Below are 17,250 nucleotides of genomic sequence, written 5' to 3'. Positions count from 1 at the left end.
TGGGACAGTTCTCGCGTTTGGAAAATCCTCACGGCGTATGTGTACACCGGGGCGATGGTTTTGGGCAAAACCAAAACGCTGATTTCTGGCAAAAGCATTGTCCGAACAGTCCCCAAAGGACAGCAGTTTATTACAGAGGGAACCCATGAAGCAATCGTCAGCCGGGAAGAATTTGAAAAGGCGCAGCTTGTCATAAAAAGCAACAGCCATAAAGTGCTGATGGGCGGCGTGGACTTCCCGCTGAAAGGAAAAGTCCGCTGCGGAAATTGCAGGCGAGTGATGGCGCACAATTTCAAACAGGCTGTTCCAACATTCTGGTGCAGAGAAGGACTGGAACTTGTGGGACAAACTCAGTGTACATCCGAAGTCTTTCAGGTCAGTGATATTGAAAATGCGGTTCTTCAAGCACTGAAAAAGGAACTCTCCCTGCTGGATTCCCTCTATGGCGATATTCAAAAAGAAGAACAGGGATTGAAGGAAGCTCACAAAAAGGCAAGCCGCCGCAAAACTCTGATGGAGCAGAAACTAAAAAATCTAAAAGGAGAGAAAATGCGGATGTATGAGGAATATGCAGCAGGAACGCTCTCACTGGATACTTATAAGCAGAAAAAGCAGGAATGTGATAGACGAATTTCAGAGGTGCAAGAGCAAATTGAACAGTCCAAAGCGGAAGAATCCACTAAGAGCGTTGTGCCGGGAACTGTGCGCGCAGCGGCAGAGCAGGCAGAAAACTTTTTGAATGGCACTAGGCTTACGGCAAGTATGGTGTCGGCGTTCATTGAAAATGTCTTTGTATATGATGGCGGGCGCATTGTGGTACGGTTCAAATATGAGCAGAGCATCCAGAATGCTGTAAAAGCACTACACACAGACTGAATTTCAAAAAAGGCTGCGTTGCCCATGTTGTAACATCAAAGAGTATGTTATAATATGGGCAACAAAACAGCCGGAAAGAGGACATTATGAAAGCAATTCGATGGCTGTTAAAATTGGTGCTGGTGATTATGACCTTGCCACTGATCCTTGCTGTGTGGCTGATAAAGTGGTTTGTAGTATTCCTGCATCATTGTTCGGCATGGATTTTCTATTTGCTGGGTAGTGTGCTATTGGCAACGGCGATTCTTTCGTACCTCATGCAGCAGTCGCAGGGGATGGAAGCACTTCAAATGCTGATCGGTGGATTTGTGATTTTTATGATACCGCAGGTGGTCGGCGGCGTGGTGGTACTTCTGGAACTGGCGGCAGTAATGCTTCGGCAGATATGGTACATATAAAATAGGGAGGCGTACAGACAGTGAAATTGGTGGCGATTCATCATGTGGCAATTATCGTTTCTGACTACGAAAAAGCGAGAGACTTTTATGTGAACAAGCTGGGCTTTGCAGTTGTGAGAGAAAACTTCCGCAAGGAGCGGAACGACTGGAAACTGGATTTGCGTGTCGGTGATGGAGCCGATGCGATTGAACTGGAGATTTTTGCAGAACTGAACCCGCCCAAGCGTGTAAACAGGCCGGAAACCTGTGGTCTGCGGCATCTGGCGTTCCGGGTAGATGATGTGGAAACTACCGTGGCAGAACTTGCACAGATGGGAATTGAATGTGAACCGATTCGATTGGATAGTTACACCCAAAAGAAAATGACTTTTTTCTTTGACCCGGATGGATTGCCCTTGGAATTGCACGAATAAATCATACAAAATAGTAAGGATGCTATGTGATAGGGTAGGAGTTATAAAATGGTTGATGTTGAAAAATGCCCTTATATTGAATATAAAATTCAAGGAATAAGTGGAATCGTTGCAAAAGAAGAAAAATCATTTTGCGTAAAAGACGATTTAATAATACAAATCGAATTAAAGCAAGAAGGACTGGAAATTACTGGGCTGAAAGTACTATTAAAAGAAGATAGTGTAATCGACGAACAAGTAAAGCAGACAATCAGACGGAAAATTGAGCGTTTTTTGGTGAACTTATATGGAAATCCGAATGTCTATGTGTCTAAATTTTCTATGGGAATATTGCAGATTTTCAATCCCAATAGCAAGAAAGCTCAATATGAGTTCAGTAGTACACTGGTGATTTCTGCTGAATGTTCGTGTGCAATACAGTGCAATGCTGATTATTTTAAGGAAATGTATGAAAAACAAGTTCCAGAGGATAAAGCAGACGAAGTTTATCCTTTGCTTTTTAGCACGATGCGTATTGATGATATTTTTGTTCGATATTTGATGCAATATGAAATTCTTTTAGGGCAAGTAACGAATGAACACACACAGAAGGAAGTCACTGATTACATAAAAAAAGTGTATAATCCGGCCAATAAAGATAGACAGATAGGCTTTCAACTAACGAGAAGGCCAAGAAGAAAGTATAAAGAAGATGATCTTACCTACAATAGAAATCTACTGGGACATGGTGATATAGAAAAAGCCGTTTCAGAGGAGAAAATAAGACAATTAAGCAGAAGTATAATGGATGTGCTCTGGTTTTCACTATGGAATAAGGCCGAATGATAAAAGTAATGCCCGTCTGGGGGAGAGGATTCGCAAATCTTCTCGACCAGGCGGGCATTTCATTCCGCAGGAATGTGAAAGTTACAGGCTCAGCGTTTCTATCCATGCAGACAGGTCGGCTTTGCTGGAATAGGAGTTGAACACCTTACCATGCAGCAACTTTGCACCGGGGCAGCTCGGCGCAAGTTTTTCATTGGTCTTACCCATGCCGCTGCCGCCGGAGGTGGCAAAGGGAATAATCGTTTTACCTTTCAGATTGTAGCTTTCCAGAAATGTATTGATGATGGTGGGAGCAACATACCACCAGATAGGGAAACCGACAAAGATGGTGTCATACTCGTCCATGTTATCGCGTTTGGTGGCGATGGCAGGGCGAGAGTTCGGATTGCTCATTTCGATGGTGCTGCGGGATTTCTTGTCCATCCAGTTTAGATCGGCCTTGGTATAAGGAACTTCCGGCTGAATCTCAAAAATGTCTGCACCGATGGCATCTGCCAGATTTTCAGCAACTTTTGCGGTAACACCGCTGGCAGAAAAATAGGCGACAAGTCTTTTGTTCATGGCAATGCACTCCCTCTTGATGATTTTGTATAGGATAAGTATAGCACGGTAGGGGAGCAGCATCAAGCGGTTGCCCATGATATAACATCAACGACAATGTTATATTATGGACAACTGTTCGTAAAAATTTAAGGATTTTGAGGGAGTTGTACAGCTTGATATGAGGAGCGATTTATGGTAAGATGAAAGTACAATAAGAGCTTATACGCTCTTGTTGAATCTATTGCGAGGAAGTGAATGCCGATGGAAAAGCAAAACACGGTAGAAAATCAGCTTGCCCACACGATAACTCAGACAGAGTTTGATTCGGACTATGATAAGACCGCCAAAAAGCTGCTGGCGAACAAACAGATTTTGGCGCAGATTATGAAGGGCTGCGTAGATGAATACAGTGAATGTTCCATAGACGAAATTGCTGAAAAGTATATTGAGGGAACCCCAGAGGTTGGCACGGTTGGCGTTCACGTTGATGATACAAACAGACCTCCGAAAGTTCCTGAAGTAATAACTGGAAGCAACAATGAGGATTCTACGCTGACTGAGGGAACGGTGCGTTATGATGTTCGCTTTGATGCGATTGCTCCGACAGCAGCGAATGATGCAGCACAGCAGGATGTGATTCGTCTTATTATCAATGTGGAAGCGCAGACTGCTTTTAATCCGGGATACCCACTGACAAAACGTGCAATCTATTATTGCAGCAGAATGATTTCTGCACAGCACGGGCCGATATTCAAAAAGTCTGAGTATGGAAAAATCCGAAAAGTGTATTCTATATGGGTTTGTACAAAACCGTCCGATGAATTTCAGAATACGCTTACGCGGTATTCGATTCGACCAGAACAATTGATTGGAAACGCTGCCGAGAAATCAGAAAATTATGATCTGATGAGCGTGGTAACGATTTGTCTGGGAAAACCTGATACAGAAAACTATACAGGCATTTTGAAGTTTCTGGATGTGCTGCTTTCTTCGTCAAGAGCAGCTACGGAGAAAAAGAAAATTCTCGAAGAAGAGTTTGGCGTTGCAATGAGCGAAGAACTGGAAAGAGAGGTGCTTATTATGTGCAATCTTAGTCAAGGTGTCAAGGCCGAAGGCAGAGAAGAAGGCATTGGTATCGGTGAAATGCGAATGCTGATTAAGCAGGTGAGAAAAGGCCGCGTGACGGTTGAAGAAGCTGCTGAAGATGCTGAAATGACGGTTGAAGAATTTAAGAAAGTAATGGAAAATACCCCGCTGCAGGCTGTATAAAGCGGAAATTATATAGAGCATTAGAAATATTAGCCCTACAAGGCATTAATTGGTTTGCAACTGATTGAAGCCTTGTGGGGCTTATGTATAACCACGTATAAATAGTATTGTGAGGAAAATAGAATGAACAACGACCAAGAAATTATTTTAGCTAAAATAAGTGCAGTATATGATAAACCCCCATTTGTGAAAATGGAAACAGGTCAAATGGAGATGATTTTGAAATGCGTGGGGTTGGGAGCATACTACGATAAGTACAGAGAGTATCTTGAACCGTACTGGTATAATGGGAGATTTCAGAATCCTGTTGAATCATATAGAATTTTTGTTGGATTGAATTCAATATTTGAAGATCTATTGAATGAGAGGAAAGGAGATGAAATCATTTCGTTATTGACGGAATTGGGAAATTACATTCCGGGAACTATTTTGTCCGATGAAGCACGTTTTGCAGCTGATTTTAATAAGTTGCGCCAATTATACAACCTGATGGGTTTACAAATCGTTTCAATGGAAGTCGATGAATATTCTTCTAAGTTTCAAGTTGAACCATATTTGAATGAAGGAAATCAGATCATTCAATCTTTTGGAATGGAGCGGTGGCTAAAAAGCAAATATCAGGATGTATATGAAGCCTATGAGAGTGCATTGAATTCGTTTTCTTCTGGAGACCTAGGGGCTGCAATTGAATCATGCAGAACGGCGTTGACGGGAATATTTTCTAAATATAAAGGAGTCCCATTTCAAAAAGCAAAATGGATGCTCGGCATGGCAACATTAACTGGCGACTTCACGGGAACGCAGTCTGCAGATGCTTCCGAGATGACTTCAATAAAAAATGAGATTGAGGCGATGGGAAAAAGAGATATAGCAGATTTTTTTGAAGAAAATTTAGAGGGGTCTTATAAAAAAACAAAGGCTATATACAGCATATATTCCATGTTGTCGGACTACGGAACGCATCGATTAGAGGGAACAGTAGAAGTAGCTAAGAACGAGGATGCACTAATGATGATTAGAATGACTACGGACATTCTTGTTTGGATTTATCAAAAGCATGGTATGAATGAATAACTTTATTGCAGTGTGTTAAAGTGATTATGATACGGGATATTCCAGAGGACGCGGAGGCGATTGATGTGTGCAAAGCTGTTGAGGAAATGATAAACGAGAGCGAAGAACGAGGCGAACTCAGGATGCTTGTGAAGCAGGTGAGAAAAGGCCGCATTACAATCGAGCAGGCTGCCGAGAATGCTAATATGAGCGTAGAGCAGTTCAAGAGAGTAATAGACGACACGCCGTTGCAGGCAGTATAAGACAAATACTATATAGAAGCAGATAAGCCCTACAAGGCTCAATTGGTTCACAAAACCGATTGAAAGCCTTGTGGGACTTATTTTTTTGCGCCTTTTTCAAATTTATTTGTGAAAAAAGTTGTCCAAGACTTGACATCGGGCGGTGTGGGCTGTCATTGGTGGCGGTGGGCTGCGCTGTCTATCCTATATAGTAGCAAGGTAGGCCGGGGCGTCGGTCATCGGGCAGGCCGGTGCAGGTGCAGCAGGGCGGCGGGGCTGTCGTGCTGCAAGGTGGGCCGCGTGGTCATCGGGGCCGCGCCGATCTCCCAGGGCACGCCGTCACCGGGGCGGCTGTCTATCCTATATGGTAGCAAGGCAGCGCCGGGGCCGGGGTCATCTGGCAGGACAGGCCGGAGCAGGTGCGGCGGTGTTGCGGCGGGGCGCTGTGCTGCAAGGTGGGCCGCGTGGTCATCGGGGCGGCGCCGATCTCCCAGGGCGGCGGGCCGGGTGTGATCCGCGGTCATCGGGGCGGCGCTGCTGCCCAGTGTGCGCCGGATCCATGCCGGGCACCGGTGGCGGCTGCACAGTTCCAGCCGCAGACGTTCCAGCGCCACGGGTGCAGCCGGAGCCGTTCCAGATCATCCAGCAGGCGCAGAACGCACAAAAGGCAGGGCGGGCCGTGTGGCCTGTCCTGCCTTTTGCGTTTGTCCGATCTGGTTTTATTCGCTGTCGCCGGGGTCATCTGCTGCGGGCGGCTGGAAGCCGTCGCGGGCCATTCGCTCCCGTGTGGCGGTCAAAATATAGCCTTGTACGCTTTCCCCGGCCTGCGCTGCTGCCGCCTTTATTTTTTCCGCCTCTGCTTTTGGCGGTTTCAAGTTGATTTGTGCGCACTTTGCTAAATATCGGTTATTCGTTATTTTTTTCTTTTCATTGATGGGCATTCTCTTCACCTCTTTTCTGTTCAGAGCCATTATACCATATTTTGCGGCATTGTACCATGTGCAATTTTGACGGCATGGTACAATGTTTTTTGTGCAAATAGTAGATTGCATGGTACAATGCTTGACAGTTCTTTCATTGCATGGTACAATGCAATCACAGCAAAGGAAACCAAGCAAAGAGAAAAGAGGTTACATTATGGACGTTGAAAAAATGACGATCACCCTTGACACTGAGGATATGAGAACCGTTCTGGCAAGTGTCGGTTTCGTGGTCTGCGACTGGGCAGAGAAAGCCCGCGATGAAAAAGCGGGCAAGGCTGCACATGAATCCGCCGTGCGGAATGTCAAGATGTGGGAAGCAATCTACCAGAACATTCTCCGCCAGATGAAAGAACAGGGTTTCTAAACCGCCGCCGGACACTTTCGCAGGGCTGCACCGATGAAAAGCAACCCAGCCCCAGCCCGCAAGGGCAAATCTAAAGAAAGGAGATCGGAACCATGAGCATTGAATTTTTCAAACTGCCCGCCGCCCTGAAGCGTGCCATCTGGGCCGCCTATCTGGCAGAGTGGCAAAAGAAAAAGGCCGCCAACCGGGCAAACGGTTGACAGCCTAGCAAGATGGGATTTGATCCACCAATCTTGCAATGATTTTACCACCGTCAGGCGGTAAAGTCAAGCGGATGCCCCGGCAGGGCTGCACCGCTCAAACAAAGCGGCCCCGCCCCACTGCCCCGGCAGCCCGCCGGGTGAAACTGAAAAAGCAAAGGAGCAAAGAACATGAAACTTGCAAAGAAGATCACCACCGCCGCCGCGCTGGTGGCCGCCCTGCTGGCAGGCACCGCACCGAAAGCGGCAGCCGCCTGCCCCTACACCCCCGGCCCCCTGGGCCGCTACATCGCCCCGGCCATTGTGCAGGGCATGACCGCCACCGATGACGGCGCGGTTGAAGTCTGGTGCACTGATGCACTGGACGGGGACGACTGGTATTTTCTGGTGGACGCCGAAACCGATCTGCACATCTTCGACCGGGTGCAGCTGGTAGTTGATGCCAACGGCACCCCGGACAACTACGCCGATGATCGCGTTATTGATGCACTTTACTGCCACGACTGCGAGAGCGTGGAAGATTGAACCGAAAGGAGCGCAGAACATGACAACAGCCGCCAGCCGTGAAGATCAGGTTTTGAACCAGCAGGAGCGCGAAAGCGACGACTGCGCCGGGTGCCCGTTCGCAGGTGTCAGCACCTGCCGGAACCAGTGCCATGAAGTGACCGCCATCTATAACCCGAACTTGACCCACTGAAAGGAGCCTGCACCATGATGACACTTGTACAGATCCGCGAACGGAACCGCAAGGAGAACGCCGCAGCCCAGCGCCTGCAGGCCGCCGGGTATCGGCTGGAAGGATGGGACCCCCGCACCGGGCAGCGGATCGCCGCCCAGATCACCAACGAGAACACCAACGACGAACGCCGCACGTTCTACGCCTTCCCCACCTGGCAGGATGCCGCCGCTCTTTTGGGCTGAACGCCCCGGACACCTTAGCAGGGCCGCACCGCAAAGCGACCCCGCCCCACTACCCCGGCAGCCGCCGGGAGATCATCACGAACACCAACACAACAAGCAAAGGAGCGTTACACATGACTAACAACGAGATCATTTACAGCGAAGTCAACGCGAAGTATCACACCCCGGAACAGCGCCGCGCTATCCTGGCGCTGGCCTACACCCCGGAGCAGATCGCCGCCAAGGGCAAAGAGATTCACTTCCAGGACGTGCCCGAAGAGCAGCAGGGCGAAGAGCTGGAAAAGCTGCTGCTTGCTGGCCTGTTCCACACGTTCCACGAATGGAAGGAGCGCGGCAAGAGCGTCAAGACCGGCGAGAAGGCCGCGATTGATACCCGGCTTTGGAAGCTGGACACCCGCCCCCGCAAGACCCGCAGCAGCGGCAAGGAGCCGGACGCGCTGACCAAGGCAGCCGAAGAGCAGGACGACAACGGGAACTATTACAAGGCCCCTGCGCACCTGTTCCACATCGGCCAGGTGGAAGCAAGCCGCCCCGCACCTGCCGGACGCTTTAAGAGCCTGGACGAGATCCGCGCCTATAACAAGATGCTGGCGGATCAGCGCAAAGCCGCCAAGGCCGCCGCAGAGCAGGCCGCCAGCGCCGCCCCGATCATCACCGAAGAGCAGCACGAACTGCCGGAGCTGGTCCACGTTGACCCGCTGCCCGCCAAGAAGGCCGCAAAGAAGGCCAGCAAGCCCGCCGCACCGAAGAGTGCAAAGAAACCCGCCGCCACGAAGAGCGCCCCGCAGAAGAGCGCACAGCCCGCCCCGGATGCACTCCGCACCGCACAGCAGGCAGAGCGCAAGGCAAAGGCCGCGTTTATCGCCGTGCCCGAAACGGACCGCAAGGCGCAGGCCGCCGCGCTGGACGCCTGGCGCAAGACCCGGAAGGCCGTAGAGGACGCCAAGAGCGCCCCCGCCGCCGTGGCCGTGCTGGATGAAGCGCCGGTGAAACAGCTGGACTTTGAGAGCATCGCCGCCGGGCTGCTGGCATGATCCACCACCACGAAACCGGAAACTTTAGCAGGGCTGCACCGGGCAAAGCAACCCTGCCCCACTTCCCACCGGCACCCCGCCGGGAGGATCGCCACAAAACGAAACACGAAAGGAAGTTTGAACCATGAAGAAGTTTAGCAGCGTCATCGACCAGATCAACGAGGTTTTGCGCCAGCAGTGGACCCTTCAGGCGCTGCGCCGCAAGGCAGAGTGCACCGGCCACCCCGCAGAGGTGCAACAGCAGATCACCGCCGCCCGCCTCCGCCTCATCTGCGCCCGCCGCGGCTACCTGCTCACCGCCTGATCCGCCCCCGGATGCTCTGGCAGGGCTGCACCGGCACAAAGCAGCCCAGCCCCACCGCACCGGCAGAGCGCCGGGCACGAAAACCAGAACGAAACACGAAAAGGAGTTTTTGCAATATGAAAAGAGCATCCATCACCCCCGCCGGCCTGAACGTGAAGAAGATCACCGCCTATCTGAAAGGCCAAGCCAAGAACCGCAACGCCGTGCGGATCACCTGCCAGGGCGGCAGCGTGTACATCTTCACCGGCTATGCAGCGTTCAAGCTGCCCGCCGTCCTTTACCCGGAAGTGATCCAGCCCGTGACCATGCAGGCAGCCCCCGCCGATGGTGTGACCATCGTTTCCAGCGATGACGGGTTTGTGGTCAACGATCCGCACCAGCTGACTGCCGCGCAGATGTTCCAGAAGTTGAGCGACTGCAAAGAAGAGGTCAAGCGCACTTCACTTTTGCAGGAAGTCGAAATGAAGGGCAAGATCTGGGGCACGTTCCGAATGTTCCGCGATGGATCCCGGCCCATCATGATAGATTCGGAGTATGACGCTTTTGTGGATCATCACGAATTTGTTTACCACGGCAGCAACAACCCGCTTGCGCCCATCCTGGCAACTGACACCGCAGACCCAAAACGCGCCGCCGTGGCCGTGCTCATTGCCCCGATGAAGGCGAACGACGAAATACAGCAGGTATGCAACCGCCTGTTTGCATGACCTGCACCGGATGCCCTGGCAGGGTCCGCACCGGATAAAGCGGCCCCGCCCCACCGCCCAGCATTCCGCCGGGCATATCACGAAACACGAAAAGAGGTTTACACGATGACCACCCCAAACGATTCCCTGGACTTCTACCCCACGCCGGACAGCCTGGCCTTTGATATGGTTTTCTCCCTGCGGGAAGTAAAATCCGGGTTCACCACCTACCCGAAACCCATCCTTGAACCGTCCGCCGGTGATGGAGCGCTTGCGCGTCAGGTCCACGCTCTGGCGTTCAACGTCCACCACGACCACAAGACCGGCGAGGTTGACTACTACGACAAGGAAAAAGCACGAAGCGCAGAGCTTGACTGCATCGAGCTTTCCAGCGACTTCCGCGCCGTGCTGAAGAAAGACGGTTTTCGGGTGGTGCATGACAACTTTCTGACCTTCCGCCCCACCACGAAATACGCCGCAATCGTCATGAATCCGCCTTTCTCCGCCGGTGCCGCGCACCTGCTCAAAGCGCTGGATGTCATGCAGGACGGCGGCAAGGTGCGCTGTCTGCTCAACGCCGAAACCCTGCGCAACCCCTGCACCAACGAACGGAAAGAGCTGGCCGCACGGCTGGAAGCGCTGCACGCAACAGTGAAGTATTACCCGGACGCTTTCAAGAACGCCCGCCGCGCCGCCCGCGTGGAGGTTGCGCTTGTGTCGGTGGACATTCCCGACCGGGAGCCGGTGAGCCGGATCCGGCTGGATCTGAAAAACGAAACCGCAGAGCGCTTGAAAGAAAACCCGGAGTTTGCCGCCCTGGTATCTTCCGACCCCATCACGGCAGCCATTGAGCGGTACAACGCCGCCGCAGAGGGTGTGCGCCGGATCTATGAAGAGTACAACGGAATCAAGTCGTTGTTTTCCTCTGCCGGCGCTGGTAAGAAAGAAAACCCCGTGATGGCTTTCACGAAATCTTATAACGACGCTATCCGGGAACTGCGCGGGATGTACTGGAAACAGCTGTTTGAAATGCCGCAGCTGTTCGATGCGATGACCTACGAAATGCAGCAGGATTATCAGAAGCGAATCAAAGAGCTTGAAGGCTACGACTTCAGCGCGTACAACATTCTGACCGTCCGGGAAGAAATTTCACGAAATCTTCTTTCCAGCATCGACCACGAAATTATAAAGCTGTTCGATGACTGGACGAACCTGCATTATAACGACGAGTACAGCAAGAACGTGCATTATTACAACGGCTGGTGCACGAACTCCGCGTACAAGATCAACCGCAAGGTCATTTTCCGCTGCAACGCCTTTGATACATACGATGGGCGTTTCTGCCCCCGGTACAATGCAACAGGCCATGTTGCCCAGATCGAGCGGGTGCTGCACTTTCTGGACACGAACGGCAAGCCCTACAATGGGGACGAACTCCGCGCCGTGCTGGATGCCGCCGAAAAGAGCGGTCAGACCCAGAAGATCCAGCTGCACTATTTCACCGCCACGTTTTACAAGAAAGGCACCTGCCACATCGAGTTTACGAACACGGACGTTTTGAAGTCCTTCAACCTCTACGCCGGACAGCGCAAAGGCTGGTTGCCGCCCACCTACGGCAAAAAGAGCTATCACGATATGGCCGCCGCAGACCGCCGGGTGGTTGACAGCTACGAGGGGGAGGCCAGCTACACCGACACCCTCACCCGGCACCTGATCCCCACGCAGAGCACGTTTTTACAGCTGAACGCTTAACACGAAGCCGGATATTTTGGCAGGGCTGCACCGGGCAAAGCAACCCCGCCCCATCTTCCCGACATTTACGTCGGGAACATCACGAAACAGAAAGGAGGTATTTTCATGGTTCGATGTTGGATATACTCCGCCGGGCCGGATCAATGCCAATGCTACAACGTGGATGACGAAAACTTGGCCGATCTGGCAGCACAGGCGCAGTTTTTGGAGGACTTCCGCGCCCAGCGTGCGGCAAACCCGGCTTTATATCGGCAGCTGCTCAATATGCTGGTGCCCGCCGCCGATGCCATTTCCATGCGCAACTATACCGGTCTGCCGTTCTGACAGCCAGCCCCGGCAGCCCGCCGGGGTTATTCTCGTATTCCGTCACGAAATCTTCTTGTATTTTTATTGCTTTTATTTGCGTTTTAATCTATCATTGATGTAACGAAATTTGACGAGGAGGTTCCCACTTATGACTATGATCCCTGCATTTGGCCCATGGACAGAGCACGCAGCAGACGCGGACGAAGAGAAGCGCCTTGCCAGCGCCCAGCAGAGCAAGACCAGTCCCATCAGCATTGACAAGGAACACGAAACCGGTGTTTTCTACGGGTCCGGCAAAGATCCGTACCAGACCAGCCTTGCAAGCTGCACCTGCAACGACTTTGTGCGCCGGAAAAAGCCCTGCAAGCACGTTTTCCGTCTGGCTATGGAACTGGGTATCATTGACGCAGCCTATAAGACCGGCCGCAGCACCGGCGAACGGAACGAAGCGCAGCTTAGTTTTGCAGACTGCCTCGACCTGGTGGAGCAGCTTTCCGATGCAGCGCAGAACGAGATCAAGGAAATGCTGCGCTACACCAGCGAGCGCGTAGATGACCGGCAGAAGCCCATCACCTGCCACGAACTCGATCTTGTGCCGGAACTGCGCACCTCGCCGCTCCTGCACGAAAACCCTTACCCGCTGGAAGAAGTGCTGAACGATCTGCCCAAACCCCTTGTTGTGCAGCTGCTGGATCTGGTGCACCGGGAAGGCAAGCCGAAACGAAATGCAGCTAAAACTGTAATGGCTGCATGGCTGGCGCAGAACGCGCCCATGCTGGCAAAAGAGCTGCCGCCTTGTGCGTCCTTCTCTTTCGTTGAGGTGTTCGACAAAGCCCAGCGCGACGTTTACAAGTACCTGCACCGCAAGTACGACACGGAAACAGACTGGTATACCGGCGCAGAGTATCCCGCCGGGGCTGTGCCCGCGGCAGACGGGTCCACTTACTACTTCCCAGAGGACAGAGTTACCGATGCCCTCACGAAACGCGGTTTCAATCGCTGCCTGAATGGTTACATCCCGGAGTAAAGAATCTTACTTCACGAAATCTTACTTTTTGACCACGAAATTTGCAATTTATCTGCAAAAATCCGGTCTTAGCCACGAAAAGCAGCTTTTTAACCACGAAATTCATCTTTCCGGCTTCAAGAAGTTTAATTCAATCACGAAAACCCGCTTTTTTGATACATTTTCTCTCACGAAATGAGGTTTTGCATGGAACACGAAGAATTTTTTGCACCGTGGCGAATGGTTGCTGCTTTCAGTGACGGTGCCCGCCTTACTTTCGATGGTTTCACCGAAGAGCAAGCAAAATCCGCCGCAGAAGCCGCCCAGGATGAACACGGTGACATTACCTGGTGGGATCACGTCACGGATGTAAACTATGAGGACGGCAGGTATTACAAGACCGTCCCGCCACCGCCCTGCATCAACATCGTGGACTACGACGGCTACACTGGGCCGCTGGACGAAAACGGTCTGCCGGTAGGTCTGGCTGAACATATTGCCCAGGCCAACGTAGAGGAAGGCCGTGATCCCAACGAGGCGCAGATCATCATCAAGCGCAACGCTCCGCCGGATGACCAGCCGCACGAAAAGTAAATCACAAAAAATGAAAAGCCCGCCGGGTCGATGACCTGACGGGCTTAAAGTGTTGAAAGGATTCTGTTATGTAGGAAAAACGTCGTGGAACTGCCCGTTTTGTCTTGAACAAAGAGGGGCGGCTTGAACATCTTATTCGAATTGTCGGTTACGCATTGCACGTTATTGTCCAGCATCAGCTTTCGTTTGAACAGCTGGACTATGTTGTTCGTCAGTATATCGCCTATAAGCATCACGGGAAGATACCTCTAAAAGGCGCAGAAACCGTTGAAGTTCCTTTGTCATACTCCACCATCGAATGATTGCATGATGGCATCAAAGACCAGCCGCGCTGCTTCCTTATCCTTGAATCGAATTACATTTCCGCCGGGGACAAACATAGAAACGTATCCCTCTTTTTCCTTGGTGACTATCGGGCAAAAACTCCACTTGTAGCGCAGTTCATCCGTCAGTTCATCGTCAGTGCGATCATCCAAAGCAATCATGTGTGGCAAACCATCTGGAACTTTCACGGCCTTTCTTCTTGTCCACTTTCTGGCCGCTCTTTCCTTGATGATTTTCTCAATGTAGTTTTTCAATTCAATCCTGATTCCCATTTCAGTCTCCTTTGTACGAAACCCGGTAGGTCAACTGCCCGCCGGGTTATTTCTATGCCTGTTTTCGGATTTTTGGGGTAGTCGTGTTTGTTTTTCTGCGGATGGTGGACACGATTTTGCGGAAGCGCCTGTGCATGAGGTTCCACAGGCCGCCTTGCCTATAAGATAATATCGCCCTCCGCCCAGGCATCCGCCCGGCAGCGTTCCTCGCGCACGTTTAACGCACGCGATAATAAAGCGCCGCACTCCGGGAGCCGTTCCAGACCGCTGCCCAGCTGTGCAAGAGCCACGTTCCGCAGGTACTTCAAGTGCTGCACACTGTACGGAACTTTCTGCTTCACTTCATGCCATTTTTTGTGGCTGATGTAGAACTCGGTCAAAATCATATTGTGGCCACTGTCCAGCCTGTTCATTTGTCCCTGGATGATACGCTGATCTCCCAGCAAAACCGCCCGCTGCTGTTCCAGCTGGCGCAGCCGTTCACCAATGCCCAGTTCTTCCATTTTGCACGCCATCATTGCGGTACTATCTCCGTGAGATCCGCCGTGCGGCATCCCATCTGCACCCATGCCCCGCATAGGGTCTATTTCATCGTTCAGCGCGGCACACTGGCGGCGGATGATCTCAATCCGCTGCGGGATGTCTGCGTAATATTTCAAAATTGCCTCCGCCTCGTGTACCCTCACTGTTCAATCCTCCCGAAATTCAAAAATCTTTCTTGAAAAGGGGTTTGCCGAAAATGGGATCTTCTCCCTCCACGCGCTCCACCATGGCACCTACGCCGTAGATGTCCTCAATGACGCGGCGCAGACGGTCATAGGCCACCTCTTCTCCGTCCTTGCTCCATTCAAGGAATTGGGCATAGTTCGCCTTGGCTTCTTTCTTCACAGCCTCGATCTGTTCAGGGGTGTATCCCATTTCTTCCAGCGATTCCGCCATAAAGCGGATAATCATTTTTGCGGCATCGCGGCGCTCCGCCAGAATGCGTAACTTTTTTTCAGAGCCTACCAGATCACCCGCCGAGAGCCAGAACTCTTCCGGCATCAGGTGAGCGGTGCGCTCTCTCAGCCGCTTCCGGGCTTCCGGGGTGCCATACTTGTCGAGATCCAGAATGTACCTGGATGCAGCATTGTTCATTTTCAGGGTCAGGATAGTGGATTCTTTCTCGCCCCAGTCCCAGAGATCATGCGCCGCTGCAATGGTGCAGTACGAAACAACCTGTCCGATTGCTTCACGGTTCAGCATGGTTCGGCGCTTCGACTTGCTGATGTTGATCTGCTGGTTCACCGCGTTCTGGATGCTCTGCCGGTAGAATGCTGGCATCCTTGCTCTGCTTTTTCCCATGATTGTTCCTTTCCCGCCTGTTCAGCCAGGCGCTTCCACTCTTTCGTTTCTGCTTTTGTGTCTGGTGTGATGATCTCGACAAAGCCCCAGCCTTTCGGTTTGGCTATGAGGTCGATAAAAAGCCTGCGGCGATAGATATAATCCCGCTGTGCTTTTCGGGTAAACTTCGACTTGATCTCGACCACATCCACCCGTCCGTCTGCATAGGTGAGCTTATAGTCCGCCGTATAATGCGCCGCCGGGAGTTTCACCGCGCAGTATTCTTCCTCCGGCAGCAGTGTCCACTTCGGGTGCGGTTCTGCTGACACGATTTTCCCGGACTGAATGCCGGGCAAGACGGTGCCGATGTAATACACATACTCTCCGTAGGAATCAAAAGTTTTGCTCAACCGCCCGGCAGCGCTTGCAGCCTCCGCCATTGGCTGCGCATGGGTGCACTTTCCCCGTTGTCTTGCCGCTATCTGAGCCTCTGCCTGCGCACGGTAGCGCGGCGGCAGGTCGTCCAGTTCCAGTCTGGCGCTCATGGCTGGTTCCTCCTGTTCTTCCGCCGGGTGTCCGGCTTCTTTTTCAATTTCACGATCAGGTGCTTGGTGTTGTTCCCCGTGATGTGCTGTTCGCACTCGCGCAGGGTATAACCGGGGTATTTTTTCTCCCAGTATTCACGGTCATCCGGCAGGGCAAATGCTTCGTCAAAGCGCTTGCGGCTCCATCTGGTATCATTCGGGCGCGGGGTTTTCGGCTTTTGCAGCCCTTGGCTCTGCCGCCAGCGCCGGATACGGGCGCGAGCTTTCGTCATGTAGGTCGTCAGGCGCTCAAAGCTGGAACAGGTCAGGTCGATAGGCTCAACTTTCACAAGCCCCATCGGCCGCCCGGTGCTGTCCCGCCACAAGTCCTTGATCTCCTGCCATGTCAGATTGCCTTGCAGGATCACATGATGGTGGTGTCTGCCGGTAACTTTCCCGTCCTCGTCCACCACGCTGTACTCTGCAACCTGCATCCACTTGGATGCTTCCCGCCCCGTCTTTTTGCAGAAGCGCTTCAAGCGGCGGGTAAAATTCGTCCAGTCCCGGTCTACCTGGTCAAAATCTCCGGGCGCCGGCTGGTGGTCGTGGTCGTATGTAAACGTGACTGCCCAGTCGCTTTCCCCGAAATTCGTATAGGCCAGCTGGCAGAAATACCGCCTTGCTATCATGTCGTTATACTTCTGCTGCGCAATGGAGGTCGCCAGCTCTCTTTTGCGGCGGGTGCTCGCGGTGTGTTCCTTGTCTGTTGTTTCAAAGAGATCCACTTCTGCATAATCGGATGTTCCGAGAATGTGTTTCTGCTCCCGAATGTACCATGCCCGCACCGTTCACTTCCTCCTTCCGCAAAGTTCTACTGGGATTTTCTTTTCTGTGGACCAAACACACCACGGCTTCGCAGGACAAGGGGGATACAACGCCGGGCAGGTCTTTCTAAGTTTCCCATTCCGTCAAGCCCTACAGACCCGCCCTCGTTTTCTCCCCCTTGACCCCCGCTTTCCCCGGCGTGTTCTTCCGTGG

The 17,250-nt window shown here is 52.1% G+C and carries 25 protein-coding genes; 18 read left to right on the top strand and 7 right to left on the bottom strand.

Annotation, left to right across the window (positions count from 1 at the left end; genetic code table 11):
* The 4 genes from WMO44_RS09615 to WMO44_RS09600 form a co-directional block, all read left to right on the top strand.
* Nucleotides 1-876: recombinase family protein (locus tag WMO44_RS09615; RefSeq protein ID WP_349152451.1), on the top strand; the 876-nt coding region annotated here is incomplete at its 5' end.
* Nucleotides 877-962: 86 nt separating this feature from the next.
* The gene (locus WMO44_RS09610; protein WP_349152450.1) at nucleotides 963-1,274 is read left to right on the top strand and encodes a hypothetical protein; all 312 of its coding nucleotides are present in this window, start codon (nucleotides 963-965) and stop codon (nucleotides 1,272-1,274) included.
* Between the two features lie 20 nt (nucleotides 1,275-1,294).
* Nucleotides 1,295-1,687: an SMU1112c/YaeR family gloxylase I-like metalloprotein gene (gloA2, locus tag WMO44_RS09605; RefSeq protein WP_349152449.1), complete on the top strand. Its 393-nt coding sequence runs from the start codon at nucleotides 1,295-1,297 to the stop codon at nucleotides 1,685-1,687.
* A 48-nt stretch (nucleotides 1,688-1,735) separates the two neighbouring features.
* The gene (locus WMO44_RS09600) at nucleotides 1,736-2,512 is read left to right on the top strand and encodes a hypothetical protein (protein WP_349152448.1); all 777 of its coding nucleotides are present in this window, start codon (nucleotides 1,736-1,738) and stop codon (nucleotides 2,510-2,512) included.
* An 81-nt stretch (nucleotides 2,513-2,593) separates the two neighbouring features.
* Here WMO44_RS09600 and WMO44_RS09595 read toward each other — a convergent pair whose 3' ends face one another.
* A complete protein-coding gene (locus WMO44_RS09595) occupies nucleotides 2,594-3,073 on the bottom strand; it encodes a flavodoxin (protein ID WP_349152447.1) in 480 nt (159 codons plus the stop codon).
* A 243-nt stretch (nucleotides 3,074-3,316) separates the two neighbouring features.
* Between WMO44_RS09595 and WMO44_RS09590 the strand changes: the two genes are divergently transcribed.
* From WMO44_RS09590 to WMO44_RS09580, 3 genes are all read left to right on the top strand, one after another.
* Nucleotides 3,317-4,324, top strand: coding sequence for a hypothetical protein (locus WMO44_RS09590; RefSeq protein ID WP_349152446.1), 1,008 nt, complete (start codon nucleotides 3,317-3,319; stop codon nucleotides 4,322-4,324).
* Nucleotides 4,325-4,447: 123 nt separating this feature from the next.
* On the top strand, nucleotides 4,448-5,398 hold the full coding sequence (locus tag WMO44_RS09585) for a hypothetical protein (protein ID WP_349152445.1): 951 nt from the start codon (nucleotides 4,448-4,450) through the stop codon (nucleotides 5,396-5,398).
* Between the two features lie 26 nt (nucleotides 5,399-5,424).
* Nucleotides 5,425-5,640 (top strand): hypothetical protein, encoded by a 216-nt coding sequence (locus WMO44_RS09580; protein ID WP_349152444.1) that lies wholly within the window; start codon nucleotides 5,425-5,427, stop codon nucleotides 5,638-5,640.
* 698 nt (nucleotides 5,641-6,338) lie between these two features.
* Here the strand turns inward: WMO44_RS09580 and WMO44_RS09575 are convergent.
* Nucleotides 6,339-6,560: a hypothetical protein gene (locus WMO44_RS09575; protein WP_117504327.1), complete on the bottom strand. Its 222-nt coding sequence runs from the start codon at nucleotides 6,558-6,560 to the stop codon at nucleotides 6,339-6,341.
* Nucleotides 6,561-6,756: 196 nt separating this feature from the next.
* On the opposite strand from WMO44_RS09575, the gene WMO44_RS09570 reads away from it, so the two are divergent.
* The 11 genes from WMO44_RS09570 (at nucleotide 6,757) to WMO44_RS09520 (ending at nucleotide 13,769) form a co-directional block, all read left to right on the top strand.
* Nucleotides 6,757-6,966 (top strand): hypothetical protein, encoded by a 210-nt coding sequence (locus WMO44_RS09570; RefSeq protein ID WP_349152443.1) that lies wholly within the window; start codon nucleotides 6,757-6,759, stop codon nucleotides 6,964-6,966.
* 371 nt (nucleotides 6,967-7,337) lie between these two features.
* Nucleotides 7,338-7,691, top strand: coding sequence for a hypothetical protein (locus WMO44_RS09565; protein ID WP_349152442.1), 354 nt, complete (start codon nucleotides 7,338-7,340; stop codon nucleotides 7,689-7,691).
* 19 nt (nucleotides 7,692-7,710) lie between these two features.
* Complete coding sequence (locus WMO44_RS09560) at nucleotides 7,711-7,863, top strand: hypothetical protein (RefSeq protein WP_349152441.1); 153 nt, start codon at nucleotides 7,711-7,713, stop codon at nucleotides 7,861-7,863.
* A 14-nt stretch (nucleotides 7,864-7,877) separates the two neighbouring features.
* Nucleotides 7,878-8,087 (top strand): hypothetical protein, encoded by a 210-nt coding sequence (locus WMO44_RS09555; protein WP_349152440.1) that lies wholly within the window; start codon nucleotides 7,878-7,880, stop codon nucleotides 8,085-8,087.
* A 113-nt stretch (nucleotides 8,088-8,200) separates the two neighbouring features.
* Nucleotides 8,201-9,121, top strand: coding sequence for a hypothetical protein (locus WMO44_RS09550; protein ID WP_349152439.1), 921 nt, complete (start codon nucleotides 8,201-8,203; stop codon nucleotides 9,119-9,121).
* A gap of 124 nt (nucleotides 9,122-9,245) precedes the next feature.
* Nucleotides 9,246-9,425 carry a hypothetical protein gene (locus WMO44_RS09545; protein WP_349152438.1) on the top strand — a complete coding sequence of 60 codons (180 nt, stop codon included), beginning with the start codon at nucleotides 9,246-9,248 and terminating at the stop codon, nucleotides 9,423-9,425.
* Between the two features lie 116 nt (nucleotides 9,426-9,541).
* Nucleotides 9,542-10,132: a hypothetical protein gene (locus WMO44_RS09540; protein ID WP_349152437.1), complete on the top strand. Its 591-nt coding sequence runs from the start codon at nucleotides 9,542-9,544 to the stop codon at nucleotides 10,130-10,132.
* A 105-nt stretch (nucleotides 10,133-10,237) separates the two neighbouring features.
* A complete protein-coding gene (locus tag WMO44_RS09535; RefSeq protein WP_349152436.1) occupies nucleotides 10,238-11,863 on the top strand; it encodes a DUF4942 domain-containing protein in 1,626 nt (541 codons plus the stop codon).
* Nucleotides 11,864-11,968: 105 nt separating this feature from the next.
* Entirely contained in the window at nucleotides 11,969-12,187 is a 219-nt protein-coding gene (locus tag WMO44_RS09530; RefSeq protein ID WP_349152435.1) for a hypothetical protein, read from the top strand.
* 130 nt (nucleotides 12,188-12,317) lie between these two features.
* Complete coding sequence (locus WMO44_RS09525) at nucleotides 12,318-13,196, top strand: SWIM zinc finger family protein (protein WP_349152434.1); 879 nt, start codon at nucleotides 12,318-12,320, stop codon at nucleotides 13,194-13,196.
* A gap of 186 nt (nucleotides 13,197-13,382) precedes the next feature.
* The gene (locus tag WMO44_RS09520) at nucleotides 13,383-13,769 is read left to right on the top strand and encodes a hypothetical protein (RefSeq protein ID WP_349152433.1); all 387 of its coding nucleotides are present in this window, start codon (nucleotides 13,383-13,385) and stop codon (nucleotides 13,767-13,769) included.
* Nucleotides 13,770-14,050: 281 nt separating this feature from the next.
* Here WMO44_RS09520 and WMO44_RS09515 read toward each other — a convergent pair whose 3' ends face one another.
* The 5 genes from WMO44_RS09515 to WMO44_RS09495 form a co-directional block, all read right to left on the bottom strand.
* Nucleotides 14,051-14,365 (bottom strand): hypothetical protein, encoded by a 315-nt coding sequence (locus WMO44_RS09515; RefSeq protein WP_349152432.1) that lies wholly within the window; start codon nucleotides 14,363-14,365, stop codon nucleotides 14,051-14,053.
* Nucleotides 14,366-14,523: 158 nt separating this feature from the next.
* The gene (locus WMO44_RS09510) at nucleotides 14,524-15,024 is read right to left on the bottom strand and encodes a hypothetical protein (RefSeq protein WP_147322197.1); all 501 of its coding nucleotides are present in this window, start codon (nucleotides 15,022-15,024) and stop codon (nucleotides 14,524-14,526) included.
* Between the two features lie 46 nt (nucleotides 15,025-15,070).
* A complete protein-coding gene (locus WMO44_RS09505; RefSeq protein ID WP_349152431.1) occupies nucleotides 15,071-15,688 on the bottom strand; it encodes a hypothetical protein in 618 nt (205 codons plus the stop codon).
* A complete protein-coding gene (locus WMO44_RS09500; RefSeq protein WP_349152430.1) occupies nucleotides 15,649-16,233 on the bottom strand; it encodes a DUF1064 domain-containing protein in 585 nt (194 codons plus the stop codon). Before WMO44_RS09500 ends, WMO44_RS09505 begins: the two co-directional genes overlap by 40 nt.
* Nucleotides 16,230-17,057 carry a rolling circle replication-associated protein gene (locus WMO44_RS09495; RefSeq protein WP_349152429.1) on the bottom strand — a complete coding sequence of 276 codons (828 nt, stop codon included), beginning with the start codon at nucleotides 17,055-17,057 and terminating at the stop codon, nucleotides 16,230-16,232. Before WMO44_RS09495 ends, WMO44_RS09500 begins: the two co-directional genes overlap by 4 nt.
* Nucleotides 17,058-17,250 lie beyond the last annotated feature (193 nt).

The sequence above is a fragment of the Faecalibacterium tardum genome (genome assembly GCF_040096515.1).
GTDB classification, from domain to species: domain Bacteria; phylum Bacillota; class Clostridia; order Oscillospirales; family Ruminococcaceae; genus Faecalibacterium; species Faecalibacterium tardum.
Note: the sequence above shows the minus strand (reverse complement) of the source record. Positions and strands in the feature narration are given on the sequence as shown.

Coding starts and splice junctions, on each gene's coding strand:
- WMO44_RS09610 (WP_349152450.1), top strand. CDS start 963: ATGAAAGCAATTCGATGGCTGTTAAAATTGGTGCTGGTGATTATGACC.
- WMO44_RS09600 (WP_349152448.1), top strand. CDS start 1,736: ATGGTTGATGTTGAAAAATGCCCTTATATTGAATATAAAATTCAAGGA.
- WMO44_RS09595 (WP_349152447.1), bottom strand. CDS start 3,073: ATGAACAAAAGACTTGTCGCCTATTTTTCTGCCAGCGGTGTTACCGCA.
- WMO44_RS09590 (WP_349152446.1), top strand. CDS start 3,317: ATGGAAAAGCAAAACACGGTAGAAAATCAGCTTGCCCACACGATAACT.
- WMO44_RS09585 (WP_349152445.1), top strand. CDS start 4,448: ATGAACAACGACCAAGAAATTATTTTAGCTAAAATAAGTGCAGTATAT.
- WMO44_RS09580 (WP_349152444.1), top strand. CDS start 5,425: ATGATACGGGATATTCCAGAGGACGCGGAGGCGATTGATGTGTGCAAA.
- WMO44_RS09575 (WP_117504327.1), bottom strand. CDS start 6,560: ATGCCCATCAATGAAAAGAAAAAAATAACGAATAACCGATATTTAGCA.
- WMO44_RS09570 (WP_349152443.1), top strand. CDS start 6,757: ATGGACGTTGAAAAAATGACGATCACCCTTGACACTGAGGATATGAGA.
- WMO44_RS09565 (WP_349152442.1), top strand. CDS start 7,338: ATGAAACTTGCAAAGAAGATCACCACCGCCGCCGCGCTGGTGGCCGCC.
- WMO44_RS09560 (WP_349152441.1), top strand. CDS start 7,711: ATGACAACAGCCGCCAGCCGTGAAGATCAGGTTTTGAACCAGCAGGAG.
- WMO44_RS09555 (WP_349152440.1), top strand. CDS start 7,878: ATGATGACACTTGTACAGATCCGCGAACGGAACCGCAAGGAGAACGCC.
- WMO44_RS09550 (WP_349152439.1), top strand. CDS start 8,201: ATGACTAACAACGAGATCATTTACAGCGAAGTCAACGCGAAGTATCAC.
- WMO44_RS09545 (WP_349152438.1), top strand. CDS start 9,246: ATGAAGAAGTTTAGCAGCGTCATCGACCAGATCAACGAGGTTTTGCGC.
- WMO44_RS09540 (WP_349152437.1), top strand. CDS start 9,542: ATGAAAAGAGCATCCATCACCCCCGCCGGCCTGAACGTGAAGAAGATC.
- WMO44_RS09535 (WP_349152436.1), top strand. CDS start 10,238: ATGACCACCCCAAACGATTCCCTGGACTTCTACCCCACGCCGGACAGC.
- WMO44_RS09530 (WP_349152435.1), top strand. CDS start 11,969: ATGGTTCGATGTTGGATATACTCCGCCGGGCCGGATCAATGCCAATGC.
- WMO44_RS09525 (WP_349152434.1), top strand. CDS start 12,318: ATGACTATGATCCCTGCATTTGGCCCATGGACAGAGCACGCAGCAGAC.
- WMO44_RS09520 (WP_349152433.1), top strand. CDS start 13,383: ATGGAACACGAAGAATTTTTTGCACCGTGGCGAATGGTTGCTGCTTTC.
- WMO44_RS09515 (WP_349152432.1), bottom strand. CDS start 14,365: ATGGGAATCAGGATTGAATTGAAAAACTACATTGAGAAAATCATCAAG.
- WMO44_RS09505 (WP_349152431.1), bottom strand. CDS start 15,688: ATGCCAGCATTCTACCGGCAGAGCATCCAGAACGCGGTGAACCAGCAG.
- WMO44_RS09500 (WP_349152430.1), bottom strand. CDS start 16,233: ATGAGCGCCAGACTGGAACTGGACGACCTGCCGCCGCGCTACCGTGCG.